The sequence below is a fragment of the Pseudoflavonifractor phocaeensis genome (genome assembly GCF_021531815.1).
Lineage (GTDB): Bacteria > Bacillota > Clostridia > Oscillospirales > Oscillospiraceae > Lawsonibacter > Lawsonibacter phocaeensis_A.
Map to the genome: position 1 here is coordinate 48,136 of NZ_JADYUM010000016.1, position 14,495 is coordinate 62,630.

General features: G+C 63.8%; 12 protein-coding genes. 9 read left to right on the top strand and 3 right to left on the bottom strand.

The genetic code is table 11. The features are described 5' to 3' along the window. The first annotated feature begins 1 nt into the window (after window position 1). The 5 genes from I6E42_RS10140 (at window position 2) to I6E42_RS10160 (ending at window position 5,672) form a co-directional block, all read left to right on the top strand. Complete coding sequence (locus I6E42_RS10140) at window positions 2-1,552, top strand: sugar ABC transporter ATP-binding protein (protein WP_235371821.1); 1,551 nt, start codon at window positions 2-4, stop codon at window positions 1,550-1,552. After that, on the top strand, window positions 1,549-2,574 hold the full coding sequence (locus I6E42_RS10145) for an ABC transporter permease (RefSeq protein WP_235371822.1): 1,026 nt from the start codon (window positions 1,549-1,551) through the stop codon (window positions 2,572-2,574). The genes I6E42_RS10140 and I6E42_RS10145 overlap by 4 nt, the downstream gene beginning before the upstream one ends. A 55-nt stretch (window positions 2,575-2,629) precedes the next feature. Beyond that, window positions 2,630-3,754, top strand: coding sequence for a sugar ABC transporter substrate-binding protein (locus I6E42_RS10150; protein WP_235371823.1), 1,125 nt, complete (start codon window positions 2,630-2,632; stop codon window positions 3,752-3,754). Window positions 3,755-3,878: 124 nt separating this feature from the next. After that, complete coding sequence (locus tag I6E42_RS10155) at window positions 3,879-4,655, top strand: SDR family NAD(P)-dependent oxidoreductase (protein ID WP_235371824.1); 777 nt, start codon at window positions 3,879-3,881, stop codon at window positions 4,653-4,655. A gap of 27 nt (window positions 4,656-4,682) precedes the next feature. After that, a complete protein-coding gene (locus I6E42_RS10160) occupies window positions 4,683-5,672 on the top strand; it encodes a zinc-dependent alcohol dehydrogenase (protein WP_235371825.1) in 990 nt (329 codons plus the stop codon). 171 nt (window positions 5,673-5,843) lie between these two features. Here the strand turns inward: I6E42_RS10160 and I6E42_RS10165 are convergent, their stop codons facing one another. Both I6E42_RS10165 and I6E42_RS10170 read right to left on the bottom strand, forming a co-directional pair. Continuing rightward, the gene (locus I6E42_RS10165) at window positions 5,844-6,776 is read right to left on the bottom strand and encodes an AEC family transporter (protein WP_235371826.1); all 933 of its coding nucleotides are present in this window, start codon (window positions 6,774-6,776) and stop codon (window positions 5,844-5,846) included. A 294-nt stretch (window positions 6,777-7,070) separates the two neighbouring features. Beyond that, entirely contained in the window at window positions 7,071-7,847 is a 777-nt protein-coding gene (locus I6E42_RS10170) for an enoyl-CoA hydratase-related protein (protein ID WP_235371827.1), read from the bottom strand. A gap of 273 nt (window positions 7,848-8,120) precedes the next feature. Between I6E42_RS10170 and I6E42_RS10175 the strand changes: the two genes are divergently transcribed. The 3 genes from I6E42_RS10175 to I6E42_RS10185 all read left to right on the top strand — a co-directional run bounded on the left by I6E42_RS10175 (window position 8,121) and on the right by I6E42_RS10185 (window position 11,079). Continuing rightward, a complete protein-coding gene (locus I6E42_RS10175) occupies window positions 8,121-9,656 on the top strand; it encodes an oligosaccharide flippase family protein (RefSeq protein WP_235371828.1) in 1,536 nt (511 codons plus the stop codon). Between the two features lie 87 nt (window positions 9,657-9,743). Continuing rightward, on the top strand, window positions 9,744-10,574 hold the full coding sequence (thyA, locus tag I6E42_RS10180; protein ID WP_235371829.1) for a thymidylate synthase: 831 nt from the start codon (window positions 9,744-9,746) through the stop codon (window positions 10,572-10,574). 25 nt (window positions 10,575-10,599) lie between these two features. Further along, entirely contained in the window at window positions 10,600-11,079 is a 480-nt protein-coding gene (locus tag I6E42_RS10185) for a dihydrofolate reductase (RefSeq protein WP_235371830.1), read from the top strand. A 50-nt stretch (window positions 11,080-11,129) separates the two neighbouring features. Here I6E42_RS10185 and I6E42_RS10190 read toward each other — a convergent pair whose 3' ends face one another. Further along, entirely contained in the window at window positions 11,130-12,281 is a 1,152-nt protein-coding gene (locus tag I6E42_RS10190) for a 5-bromo-4-chloroindolyl phosphate hydrolysis family protein (RefSeq protein ID WP_235371831.1), read from the bottom strand. 394 nt (window positions 12,282-12,675) lie between these two features. Here I6E42_RS10190 and I6E42_RS10195 point away from each other — a divergent pair. Continuing rightward, window positions 12,676-14,495: VanW family protein (locus I6E42_RS10195; RefSeq protein WP_235371832.1), on the top strand; the 1,820-nt coding region annotated here is incomplete at its 3' end.

Below are 14,495 nucleotides of genomic sequence, written 5' to 3' on the forward strand. Positions count from 1 at the left end.
AATGACAAGCGCTCAGACAGTTCAGGACAAGGACATCGCCCTGGAACTGCGGCATATCACAAAGCTATATTCGGGCACGGTGGCGCTGGATGACGTGAGCCTGACCGTCCGCCGGGGGGAGGTACACGGCCTGATCGGCAAAAACGGTGCGGGCAAGTCCACGCTGGTTGGCGTCATCTCCGGCATCGTCACCCCCAGCAGCGGCGAGATCCTGGTCAACGGACACACCTTTTCGTCCCTGTCCCCCATCTCCGCCAAGCACCAGCATATTTCCATCATCACCCAGGAGCCTCAGGTCATTGAGGAGAGCACCGTAGCGGAAAACTTCTTCATGCCCCTCTACGCCGGGAAACAGGTCATCGATTGGCGGGAGATGGCCCGGCGGGCCTCCGCCATCCTGGAGGAGGCCGGGTTCCCGCTGGACGTGTCCACCCGGATGCGGGACCTGTCCATCAGCGAGCGGCAGCTGCTCCTGGTCATCAAAGCCTGCTATGTGGAAAACGCCGACATCATCATCATGGACGAGGTGTCCGCCTCCCTGAGCCAGAAGGACCAGGCCATCCTGTACCGGATCATTCAGCAGCTCATCGCCCAGAACAAGACGGTCATCTTCATCTCCCACCACACCGGGGAGCTGCTCCAGGTCTGCGACCGGGTTACCGTCATCCGGGACGGCCACAACGTGGGCAGCGTGGACCGGAAGGACCTGAACATGAAGAAGCTGGCCTCCCTGATCGTGGGCAGCACCAACTATGACGAGCTGGTGATGGACGACCTGTCCTCCATGATCCGGGACGAAGAAGTATTCGCCCTGAAGGACTTCACCAGCTACGGCAAGTTTCAGGACATCAGCCTCTCCCTGCGGCGGGGCGAGATCGTGGGGCTGGCCGGCCTGCGGGGCAGCGGCCGGACCGAGCTGTTCAAGAGCATCGTGGGCATCGACCCCCACGACAAGGGGACGCTGCTCCTCCAGGGCAAGGAGAAGCGGTACGCCTCCCCCGCCGCCGCCTGCGGCGACGGCGTGCTATACCTGGCGGAGGAGCGCGAGGCCGAGGGGCTGGTCCCCATCGCCTCCATCAAAAAGAACATCACCATCAGCATCCTGCCCAAGCTGAGCCGCTGGGGCATCATCCAGAAGAACACGGAGGACCAATGCGCCGACGCCCTCATCCGGACGCTGGACATCAAAGCCGTCTCCCGCAACCAGGAGATCAGCCAGCTCAGCGGCGGCAACAAGCAGAAAGTCCTGGTGGCCAAGATCATGGCCCACACCCCCCTGGTCTGCCTCCTGGACGAGCCCACCCGGGGCGTGGACATCGAGGCGAAAGAGAGCATTCTGGACACCATCAACCGGGAGCTGCGCAAGGAGTCCTGCGTTTTGATCAGCTCCCCCGGCGTGGAGGACCTGATCAAGATCTGTGACCGCATCCTGATCCTGTACGAGGGACGGATCATCGACCAGTTCTACCGGGGCCAGTTCTCCGAGCAGGCGATCTACCGGGCCATGCAGGGCGAGATCATTCATCATACCGACGAGGTGAGCAAACTATGAGACTGCGCACAAAAATTCAGCTGACCCTGCTGGATAATCTGGTCTGGGTCCTCCTGGCCGTCTTTTTCCTGGTCAACGCCATCTTTACCCCCAATTTCTTCACGGGAAAGAATCAGCTGAACATCCTGTACCAGTCCGCCACCCTGGGACTGCTGGTGCTGGGCCAGGGCATCGTGATGATGGTGGGCGAGCTGGACCTGTCCATGGAGGCCACCCTGGCCTTCGCCCCCGGCGTGACCATCCTGGCCGCCCGGCAGCTGGGGCTGGGCCCGGTGGTGAGCATCCTGCTCACCCTGGCGGTGGGTCTGGCCATCGGTTGGTTCAACGGCTTCTGCGTGGCAAAGCTGCAAACCAACTCCTTCCTGCTTACCATGTCTACCCAGATCGTCATGCGGGGCCTGGTGCTGTTTCTGGTCCCCTTCTCCCTGGCGGGACTGGACAGCGTCTACACCTTCCTGGGCCGGGGCCGCGTCGGCACCATCCAGGTGGCCATCCCGGCGCTGCTGGTCATCTACCTGATTTTTGAGTTTATCTTCCGCAAGACCATCTTCGGTCGCCGCTTCACCCTCACCGGCGGCAACCGGCGGGCCTCCTACATCTCCGGCATCAATACCGACCGGGTGATGATCATGGCCTTTGTGCTGGCGGGCCTGCTGTCCGCCCTGGCCGGCCTCATTACCGCCGGACGGCAGAACGCCGTATCCAACAGCATGGGCGAGAACATGGTCATGATGGCCTTCGCCGGCGCGATTTTGGGAGGCTGCAGCTTCAACGGCGGCATGGGTAAGCCCATCGGCATGCTGGGCGGCACCCTGCTGCTGGGCATGATCGACAACGCGCTGACGCTGAACGGCGTGGACGTGAACCTGGTGAGCGCCACTAAGGGCGCCCTGATCTTCGTGGCCATTCTTCTGGACCGGGTCCGGTTCAAGCTGACGGCCCGGATCATGCACCAGGAGAACATGCGCAAACTGCTGGCCGCCCAGGAGGCCCAACTTTCAAATGGACCCGACGCGGCCTGAGCCGCTGCGGTTTCAGAATCTCTGGATCTGTGTTATGAAATGGAGGAGAAATGATATGAAAAGAATACTTAGCCTGCTGCTCACCGCCGCTCTCATGACCAGCCTGCTGGCCGGCTGCGGAGGAAAGTCCGGCAGCAGTTCCGCCGCCGGGACCTCTTCCGGCTCCGCCGCCCCTTCCGCCGGGAGCGCTTCCGCCTCTCAGGAGACCAAGACCATCGGCATGGTGGTGAAGAACACCTCCGCCGAGTACATCCAGGCCTTCCTGATCGGCGCCCAGGACACCTGCGACAAGTACGGCATCGAGCTGAAGACCGTGGACGCCCAGGGCGACAGCCTGAAGATCATGGACGCCATCGACAACTATATCGTCCAGGGCATCGACGGCTTTATCCTGGCCGGTGCGGTGGACCTGGTCACCCTGGTCCCCGGCATCGAAAAGCTCAACGAGGAGGGCATCCCCGTATTCGCCCTGGACACCTGCCCCGAGGGCGGACACGTGGACATGTTCATCACCAACGACCTGGTGGACTCCTCCAAAAAGGCCGCGGAACAGATGGTCCAGGGCATCAAGGAGGCCAACAACGGCGAAGTGCCCGAAGGCGTCATCATTGAGATCACCGGCGCCCTGGTGGACATGTACACCACCGAGTGCCACGAGGGCTTCTCCTCCGTCATGGAGCAGTATCCCCAGCTCACCGTGGTCCAGGGCGAAGGCAACTGGAACAATGACGACTCCTACGCCCGCACCAGCGACCTGCTGACCCGTTACGGCGACGACGTGGTGGGCATCTACGTCCACACCCCCGACATCATGGGCTCCGGCGCCGTGGCCGCGGTGGAGGCCGCCGGTCTGGACCCCGCCGACTACTTCATCTCCGGCATCTGCATCGGCAAGGAGGGCATCGAGCTGCTGAAGCAGGGCAAGCTGTACGCCGTGGTGGAGCAGCCCGCTCTGGACAGCGCCATGATGGCGGTGGAGTATCTGAACAAGATCTTCAACGGCGAGGAAATCCCCCAGGTGGGCGACACCATCACCGAGGAGGGCGCCCTCTGGTCCCCCGCCTATGTGATCGAAAACGAATTTGCTGACAGCGGCGCCACCATGATCCTCCAGGGCCCCCTGGTCCCCCAGGACTGCGATCCCAACGACAGCCTGCTCTGGGAGAACCGGATCGGCTGATGAATGACAGCCGCCGGGCAGTCTGAGGGCACAGTAGGATAGAGCCGGTGCGTGGCTGGCCCTATCCTACTGCCTTATTCCGGGAAAAGACGCCGCGGGCGCCTGTGTACAGAAGGAGACAGCTATGAGTTTGATGAATGGAAAAAACCTGTTTGACGTGTCCGGCAAGGTGGTCCTCATCACCGGGGCCGGCTCCGGTCTGGGGGAGGGCTACGCCCTGGCCTTTGGGGAGGCCGGCTCCACCGTCATCTGCGCCGGACGGAATCAGAGCCGCCTGGACAACACGGTGCGGCAGATCCGGGAAAACGGCGGCGCCGCCAAGGCGTACACGGTAGACGTCACCGACCTGGACTCCATCCAGGCGATGGTGGCCGCCGTCGCGGCGGACCACGGGCGGATCGACGTGCTGGTCAACAACGCCGGCTATGAGCACATCCAGCCCTTCTTGGAAGTGACCCCCCAGGTCTACGACGACATCATGAACGTGAACATGAAGGGGGTCTTCTTTGTGGCCCAGGAGGTGGCCAAGGTCATGAAGGAGCACGGGGGCGGCAAGATCATCAATATCGGCTCCCTGGGCAGCTTCATCGGTCTGGCCGAGTCCAGCGTCTACTGCTCCACCAAGGGCGGCGTGATCCAGCTGAGCAAGACCATGGCCATCGAGCTTGGTCCCTTCAACATCCAGGTCAACTGTCTGGCCCCCGGCTACTTCATCACCCCCATGACCCAGCCCTTCTACGACGACCCCCAGCACCGCCAGTGGATTGAGAGCCGCATCCCCCTGCACCAGTGGGGCACCACCCTGGACCTGGCCGGCCCCGCCCTGTTCCTGGCCTCCGCCGCCAGCAACTATGTCACCGGCGAGACCATCAAGGTGGACGGCGGCTGGCTGGCCAGCTGACGTCACGCCGGGAAAGGAGAATCATCCATGGAAGCCATCCAATACTACGGCCCGGGCGACGTGCGCTGCGTCCAGGTGGAGCGTCCCTCCTTCGGTCCCCGGGAGGTGCTCATCAAGGTCTCCTACGCCGGGATCTGCGGCTCGGACCTCCACATCTACCGCAAAGGCATGTTCATTCAAAACATCCCCGAGACCATGGGGCATGAATTCACCGGCGTCGTCCAGGAGGTGGGCAGCCAAGTCACGGGTTTGGCTCCCGGCGACGTGGTCATCGCTGACCCCATGGTCCCCTGCATGGCCTGCGGCAGCTGCCGGCGGGGCAGCTACAACACCTGCGAGGCCCTGGGCTTCATCGGTGAGGTCCGCCCGGGCTGTTTCGCGGAGTATATCGCTCTGGATCAGGACGTGGTCCTGAAGGTCCCGGCGGCGGGAGATCAAAAGCTGCTGGCCCTGTCCGAGCCCCTGGCCGTGGCGCTGAACATCTGCCGGCGGGCCCGCTTTCAGCCGGAGGACCGGGTGGCCCTGATCGGCGCGGGCCCCATCGGCCTGCTGACCGTCCTTGCCGCCAAGGCGCTCTGCGGCGTCACCCACATCACGGTGGCGGACCTCTCCCAAGCCCGTCTGGCCCTGGCCCGGCGGGTGGGGGCCTCCTCCGTCTGCCAGCGTCTCCCGGAGGGGCAGAAATTCTCCAAGGTCATCGACGCCGCCGGCCAGTCCGCCACCCTCAACGCCGCCGTCAGCCACACGGAGGCCAACGGCTTCACCTATGTGGTCAGCATCTTTGAGGACGGCGTTTCTCTGGACATCAACGCCCTGGTGTCCGCCCAGATCACACTGGTGGGATGCAACGTGTACACCAGGGAGGACCTGGCCCGGGCGGCGCAGGTCATCTCCGACGGCACCGTGGACGTGGAGCCGCTGATCTCCCAGGTCCTGCCCCTCTCCCAGGGAGCGGAGGCCTTCCGCATTCTGGCCTCCAGGGAAAAAGGAGCCGCCAAGATCCTCCTGCGCACCTGAGCCGGGCTATTTTCCTGTGTCCGCCCGGCCCACCGGATTCCACAACGTCCCCCTGGCTGGAACAATACGAAAACCGGGGTTTTCCGCAGCCGCCCCGCAAAAGGACAAAGGCGTCCGGCACTTTCGCGCCGGACGCCTTGTTTTTTCTCTCGGCTGAAAAGCCGCTTCTTTTTACAGCAGACAGACCATCAGGGGGATAGTGACCACACACAGTAGGCTGGACAGGCACACAGTCCGGGCCGCCAGCTGAGTACAGCCGCCATATTGCTCCCCCAAAACCACCGTTGCCACCGCGCTGGGCATGGACATAATGACCAGCGTCACCCCCACCACCATGGGGTTGGCGATGGGCAGCAGGGACAACACGCCCCACGTGGCCAGGGGCAGGAGGACCAGGCGGGTCAGGGAGGCGGTGATGGCGTCCCGGTCCCGGACCACATCGGCCACACGGTTGGCCGCCAGATTCATCCCCGTGATGAACATGGACAAGGGGGTGGTCACATTGGCCAGATGCTGGAGGGGCGTTTTGACTACCTCGGACACGGACACCTGGAAGCAGTAGAGGACCAGACCCACCACGATGGCCAGATTGATCATACTGAAGATCACCTTTTTCCAGGAGACCCGGGTCTCTCCCGCTCCGGAGCCGTCCAGAGAGACCATCTTCGCGCCCAGCGTATAGAGCAGCAAATTGAAGGGCACCCCCAGCATCACCGCCAGAGCCAGCCCCTCCTCCCCGAAGATGGCGTATGCCACGGGGTAGCCCATAAAGCCATTGTTGCAGAAGGCACAGCAGGTGTTCCACATTCCCCGCCGCCCCTGGGGCACCCGGAACAGCCGGGCCAGCAGCCAGCTGATCCCAATGTAGCTCAGGTGGAAGACAAAACCTATGGCGAAGAGCACCAGAGCGTCCCGCAAAAAGCTGGGATCAAAGGGCCGCAGCATGGATAAGACGATGGTGGCGGGCAGGGTGATCTTCATCAGAAGCGCCGTCAAAGGGGCCGACGCCGAGGCGGACAGCACCTTGGTCCGTACCGCCAGAAAGCCCACGCCAATAAGCAGGAACAGGCCCACCAAGCTGGAAAGCAGCACCGTAACAGACATTTTTCTCGTTGCACCTCATTTCAAGCCGGAGGTCCCCGCGTGTTCTGTCATCCCGGCGCCAAGCGCTATTGTGAAGGACCAGGAACATTATACCAAAAAGTTCTTCACCTGTCATCACCCGGCGCAAGAAAAACAAAGCGCACCCGGTTCCGCTCCTCCTTCGTGTTTTCCGCATTGATTTTCTCCGCCTTTATCCCGGTGGAGCCGGAGGAAGCTCCGGGGCTGACAACGGCCATGGTCATCTGTTCCGCAAAAAATCCTCCTGCCGGACGGCAGGAGGATTTTAGGGGAGATTCAGCGGTTTTTGAAGGACGTGATCTTCTCCTTGTTCACGAAGGCCTTCATGGCGTCCTTCTGGTCCTCAGTGGCGAAGCACAGGCCGAAGGCCTCGCTCTCATAAGCCGTGCCGGTGGCCATGTCGGTCTGGAGGCCCCGGCGGATGGCGGCCTTGGACTGGCGGACGGCCACCTGGGCGTTGGCGGCGATGGCGTTGGCCAGCTCCAGGGCCTTGTCCATCAGTTCCTCGGGGGCGTAGACGTGGCTCACCAGGCCCATCTCCTTGGCCTGGGCGGCGTTGATGGTCTTGGCCGTCAGGATCAGCTCCATGGCGTTGGCCGCCCCTACGATCCGGGGCAGGCGCTGGGTGCCGCCAAAGCCGGGGGTGATGCCCAGACCTACCTCGGGCTGGCCGAACTTGGCCTTTTCGCTGGCGATCCGGATGTCGCAGGCCATGGACAGCTCACAGCCGCCCCCCAGAGCGAAGCCGTTGACCGCGGCGATGGTGGGCTTGGACAGGTTCTCCAGCTTCAGGAAGATCCTGTTGCCCAGGATCCCGAATTTCTTCGCCTCCACGGCGGTCAGGGTGGACATCTGGCCGATGTCGGCTCCGGCCACGAAGGACCGGCCCGCGCCGGTGACCACCGCCACCAGGATCTCCTCGTTCTCCTCCACCTGGTCCAGGACCTGGTCCAGATCCTGGAGCACCTGGTCGTTGAGGGCGTTCAGCGCCTCGGGACGGTTCATGGTGATGACCCCTACGGGGCCTTTCTGTTCCAGTGTTACGAAAGCCATTGGTAACTCCTCCTCAATATTTTAGGTACCTTCTTGGGATAGATCCCCTTCTCGCCTCTTATTATAATGCGTACGGAACAAAGCCGCAAGCCTTGAAAGCCCCGGCTTTTCAGGTTCATTGGCTTTGTTCGGGTGCAAAGCGGTTTGTTCAGCAGACATTATTATACCGCCTGCGGCGCAAAACCGCAAGCCCGGAACGCCGGTCCCTTTCTTTCTCTTTCAGGCATGAACCCCTCGCCCCGGGAATAGAGTACCCCGAAGGGGGAGATGGCTTTGGGCAAACAGACGCTGTCCGCCGGGAAGGACGTCCTGCTCCTGACGGGACTGGGGGCTCTTTCCCAGGTGCTGGGGTTCGGATACCGGGTGGCCCTGTCCCGGATGGTGGGGGCCGAGGTCATGGGGCTGTACCAGCTGCTCATGCCGGTGTACTCGGTGCTGCTCTCCCTCACCGCCGTGGGGCTGACCTCGGCGGCATCCAACCTGACCTCCCAGTACCTGGCCCTGGGCAACCGCCGGGCGGCGGACCAGATCCGGGTGGCCTGCCTGCGGGCCTTTTTCCTGCTCCTTCTCCCCCTCGGCACGGCGGTGGTCCTGGCCTCCGACCCGATTTCCGTGGCACTGCTGGGGGACGCACGCACCCAGCTGGGGCTGATGCTGCTGGTGCCCTGCGCCGCCCTCACCGGGGTGGAGAACATCCACAAGCACTGCTTTTACGGCGCGGGGCTGGTGGGTCCCCCCGCCATTGTGGAGCTGCTGGAGCAGTTCATCCGGGCCGCCGCGGTGCTGGGGCTTCTGTTTCTCTTTCTCCCCCAGTATCCGGAGCGGGCGGCCGGACTCATTGTAACCGGTATGGTGCTCTGCGAGGTCTTTTCCGCCCTGACGCTGACGGTACTGTACCGCCGCCGCGGGGGCCGGATGCACCTGACCGGCCCCGGGGAACCCGGTTCCGTCCGGCGACGGCGGATCGCCGCCATCGCCCTCCCCGTGGGGGCCAACGCCCTGCTGGGCAACCTGATCGGGGCGGCCAACTCCGCCCTCCTGCCCCAGAGGCTGGCCCAGGGGGGGATGGAGCGGGGCGCGGCCATCGCCCAGCTGGGTGTGGTGTGCGGCATGACCCTGCCCATGCTGGCCCTGCCCACCCTGTTTCTGGGGCCGCTGAACCTGCTGCTCCTCCCCCGGCTGGCCCGGGCCTTCGCCCTGGGCCGGACCGGAGAGGTCCGCCGCCTGACGGGCCGGGCCATGTCCGCCGTCGCCCTGCTCACCCTGCCCGCCATGTCCCTGATGGCGGTGCTCGGCCCCGATCTCGGCGCCATTCTCTTTGGCCGGAAGGACGTGGGCCGGTTTCTCATTCCCCTGGCCCTCACCATGGCGCTGAGCTGCTTCTGCTCCGTACTGGGCGCGGTGCTCAACGGGGTTGGGCGGCAGAAGGCGGTTGCCGCCGTCTCCATTCTGGGCGGCGGGGTCCAGCTGGCGTGCACCCTGGTCCTGGTCCCCCTCCCCGGGGTGGGGATGGGGGGATATGTGGCGGGCGCCCTTCTCTCCGCCCTGCTGGAGGCTGGGCTCTGCCTGTGGCTGGCTGCCCGGTACACCGGCCTGCGGCCGCCCCTGTTCTCCTGGCTGGTGGCGCCCGGCCTGGCCTCCCTGCTGGCCGCCCTCACCGCCAATCTGCTGCTCCGGTATCTGAAGGACGCGGGCCTCCCCCTCCTCCCCGCGGCCCTGGGCACCTTGCTTTTCGCCCTGGTGCTGTATCTGGCCGCCCTCCACGCCCAGGGCGTCTGCCTCCGGGATACCCTGCGGGTGAGATGGTAGGGGAAGCCGCAAACTTTTCCTTTCTTTTCTGCCCCTCCTGTGATAAAATAAAGCGATTTATCTCAGACACAACGGGAGGAACGGGCCATGAGCTACGCAGATCAGGTATTCATTCAAAACTGCAAAGACATCCTGTCCAAGGGGGTGTGGGACACCGACCGCCCGGTGCGTCCCCGGTGGGAGGACGGGACCCCCGCCCACACCATCAAACTGTTCGGCGTGGTCAACCGCTACGACCTGCGGGAGGAGTTCCCCATCCTCACCGTCCGGAAGCAGTTTTTGAAATCGGCGGTGGACGAACTGCTGTGGATCTGGCAGAAGAAGTCCAACAACGTCCACGACCTGAGCAGCCACGTCTGGGACGCCTGGGCCAACGGGAGCGGTTCCATCGGCAAGGCCTACGGCTACCAGCTTGGCGTCAAGCACCACTACCCCCAGGGCGACATGGACCAGGTGGACAAGGTGCTGTGGGACCTGAAGCACGACCCCGCCTCCCGCCGGATCATCGCCAACATGTATAACCACCACGACCTGAGCGAGATGGCCCTGTATCCCTGCGCCTACTCCATGACCTTCAACGTCAGCGGCAACACCCTGAACGCCATTCTGAACCAGCGCTCCCAGGATATGCTCACCGCCAACGGCTGGAACGTGATGCAGTACGCCACCCTGCTCCACATGATGGCCCAGGTCACCGGCTTCGAGGCCGGGGAGCTGGTCCACGTCATCGCCGACTGCCACATCTACGACCGCCACATCCCCATGGTGGAGGAGATGCTGTCCAAGACCCCCTACGACGCCCCCAAGTTCAGCCTGGACCCGGCGGTGAAGGACTTCTATGACTTCACCCCCGACAGCGTACACCTGGAGGGCTACCAGGCCCACCCTGTCCCGGGCAAGATCCCGGTGGCGGTATGAGCGGGCGCGGAAAGGGAGAACGTCTATGAATCTGATCGTAGCGGTGGACCGGAACTGGGCCATCGGGAAGGGCGGGGACCAATTGGTATACATTCCCGCCGATTTGAAGCACTTCAAGGCTCTGACCACTGGGCACCCGGTGATCCTGGGCCGCAAGACACTGACCACCTTCCCCGGCGGGAAGCCCCTGAAGGGCCGGCCCAACCTGATCCTGTCCCGGAACCCGGACTTCGCCCCCGAGGGGGCGGAGGTGTTCCCCGATCTGGACGCGCTGCTGGCCCGTGCCCCAGAGGACTCCTTCGTCATCGGCGGGGCCTCGGTGTACCGGGCCCTGCTGGACCGGTGCGGCACCGCCTATGTGACCAAGATCGAGGCGGAGTACCCCGCCGACTGCTGGTTCCCCAACTTAGATGAGGACCCGGCCTGGGAGACTGTGGAGGAGTCGGAGCCCATGGAGCATGAGGGATTGCCCTTCCGCTATGTGACTTACCGGCGGATCAAATGAAAAACGGCCCGGATGCGTTCAGGCATCCGGGCCGCTGGTTTGTTATGGCGTCATAGCCCCAGGGTCATACCCTGACTGGAGGAGAGGCCGTCCTTGGCCAACATCCGCTCCAGCACCTCCACGTCGGTGGCAATGTCCATGGCGTCCCCCTGGAACAGCTGGTCCAGCTGCTTTTCGAAGCCCTCCACCACTTTGTCCATCATCCCCTCGATGCGCTCCATGGCGGCGGTGATGTTCTCCCCGGAGACCTGCTGGGACTCCAGCTGGCCGTAGGCCCGGAGGATCTTCAGGGTGGTGGGCAGGTAGTAGCTCAGAAAGCTGTGGAGCTGGGGCGATTTCTCCGGGTGGGCCTTCTGATAGTCCAGGATCTTGGCGGTGATGACCCCGATGCGGTCGATCTGGGCGGACAGCTTCTCATTGGCAATGGCGTCGTTGACCTCCCGGATCTCAGAGAGGATGGCGTTCTCCTGGTCCTGGCCAGCCTTGGTCCCAACGGTGGGCTCCGGCTTGGGCGCCGCCTCCCGGAGGCCATCGGCGGACAGCACCAGCATGTCTCCGCCGTAGTCCAGGAAGCCCGCGGGGAACAGGCCCTGGCCCAGCATCTCCTCCAGGTCCTCCCGCACCTTTGCGGGGGACAGGCCGGTGGCGGAGGCCAGGGATGAGATGGAAATGGACTGGCGGCGACCGATCATAGCCAGGTAATTGCGGTAGCGCTGGGCCTGCTTCTTCTTGCGCATCCCGGCCCACAGACAGCCCAGGCCGGCGGCGGTAAAGCAGAGGGTGGGGACCGTCTCCTCCAGAAACCAGGCCACATCTCCGGGGAGGACCCACAGGTACTCCACCCCGCTCATCACCGTGGCAAAGCCAAAGACGGCGGCGATGATCCCACCGATGACGGTCAGCTTTTTCCCCGAGGCGGACAGGGCGGCGATCCGGTCGCCCCCGGTCTTTTTCCCGCTTTTCCCGGAGGCCTCCGCCTTGGGCGCGGCGACTGTCCCGGCGGTGGTCCGGGCGCCCACGCCCCCCTGGGCCTCCCGCTGGACATAGTAGGGGTGGCGGCCCCGGCCGGCCTTCTTTCCCCCGTCCAGCAGTTTCAGCACGATGAGCAGCACACCCACCGGGGGGAAGCACATGAGCATGATGATGGGAAGGATCCAGGAACCCAGGTCGTTCCTCCCGGTTTTGTTTCGATCGTCAGACATGGCGGGACCTCCAACGGCAAAATCTACAGGTTCGTCACAACGCCTCTGAACCGGCCTCCACGCCTTACAGCCCAAAGGTTCCAAGGCCGGACGGCTCCGGGGCTTCTTCAGCAGACAGCATCACAATCATACCAGAATCCGAAAAAAAGAACATTGATTTTTTCTTAAATTTCAAAAAAATCCTGTCCCTGCGGGGATCACCGGATACTTCTATCATACTGCGGACGGGAGAAAAAGTAAATGACCCCGGCGGAAATTTCATCCGGCTGGAAATCTCCGGTTGTAACTGTTCTGTAATTGTAAGCGGGGCGTTCGGGTGATATAATGTAACAGTCTGAGCCTAAAGAGACGCAAGAAGATATTTGACCGGACTTTCCGGTCTGGAGGGACGTATATGGAAGGACAACGAGTGGAAAAGAGGCCCGGCGGCTCCAGGAAGGGGCTGATCGTCGCCGGCGCTGCGGTAGGTATCCTGCTGGCGGCCTACCTGGGGCTGTGTGCCTGGGTGGGGGCGTCGGGCCGGATCCTGCCCAACGTGTCTGTGCTGGGCGTGGATGTGTCCGGCATGACGGCCCAGGAGGCCCAGGCCGCCGTAGACCGAAACCTGGATACCTACGGCGACCAGATCACAGCCACCCTGACCTACAACGGATGGCGGGGCAGCATCACCGCCGCCCAGATGAGGGATCAGTGGGCTGACGTGGCCGGGCCGGCCATAGATGTGAGCCGCGGGAAATTCTTTACCCAGGGTACCCGATACCTGTCCCATCTGATGGGGACGACCCATATGGTGGCGATCCCCCGCAGCCCGGAAAATCCCGCCCTGGAGCAGCTGCTGGACCAGGTGGAGTCGGAAGTGGGCGGCGGCGTGACCGAAGCCCACTATGAGGTGGACGGTGATACTCTGGTCATGACCAAGGGGCGCACCGGCGTGGCTGTGGACCGGGGTGAAGCCCGAAAGGCGGCGATAGATGCCATGAACGAGGCCCTTTTCCTGAAATTCCACGAGGGGGAAGAGGGGACCGTGGAGGTGGCCCGGGAGCTGACCCCCCAGGAGACCTCGCCCCAGGAGCCCGACTTTGACGCCATCCACCGGGAGTTCTACACCGAGGCCAAGAGCGCTGAGATGGACCCCGAGACCTATGCGATCACCGACCATGTGGTGGGCGTGGACTTTGACGTCCAGGCGCTGAAGACGGCCTATGAGGCCGCCGGCGAGGGGGAGACGATCTCCGTCCCCCTGACCATCACCCAGCCCCAGGACACCAAGGCCAGCCTGGAGGCCAAGCTGTTCCGGGACCTGCTGGGCGAAGGCACCACCAAGGTGGGCGGCTCCGCCAACCGCAAGACCAACGTGAAGCTGTCCGCCGCCGCCTGCAACGGGGTCATCCTGCTGCCCGGAGAGGAGTTCTCCTACAACAACACCACCGGCAGCCGCACCGCCGACAAGGGCTACCTGCCCGCCCCCATCTATGTGGGCGACAAGTCCCAGGACGACGTGGGCGGCGGCATCTGCCAGACCTCCTCCACCATCTACTTCGCCGTGCTTCACACCACCCTGGAGGTGACGGAGCGCCACGACCACAAGTTCAACACCGGCTACGTCACCCAGGGCATGGACGCCACCGTGTTCTACGGTTCCCTGGATTTCCGGTTCAAGAACAACACCGGATACCCGGTGAAGATCGTCACCAGCAGCTATGACCAGAACGGCGCCCGCTACCTGAATGTGAAGATCTACGGCACCAACGCCGACGGGCGCTACGCCGTCCCCAAGAGCGACGTCTACGACAAGGTGGAGCCCGCCACGGTGTACAAGGCCCAGGAGGATGTGCCCCGGGGCACCCTGGTGCTGGACCGGGAGCAGTACGCCTACACCGGATATACCGCCCATACTTACCGCTACATCTACGAAAAGGACGGGACCCTGGCGGAAAAGCAGGACATGGGGATCAGCAAGTACGCCACCAGGCCCCACATCTACTACTACAACCCCCTGGACGGCGATCCCGCCACCTGGGTGGACGGCAAGCCCGCCCAGCCCGCCGCCGATCCCGGCGCCGGGACCACCACGCCCGAACCGGCTCCTGAACCCACCCCGGAGCCTGCCCCCGAACCCACGCCTGAGCCGGAGCCCGAGCCCCCCCCAGAGCCGGAACCGGCGCCCGCTCCGGGCCCCCCGCCCGCCGGGGACGGTGAGGGCCCAGCCTCTGC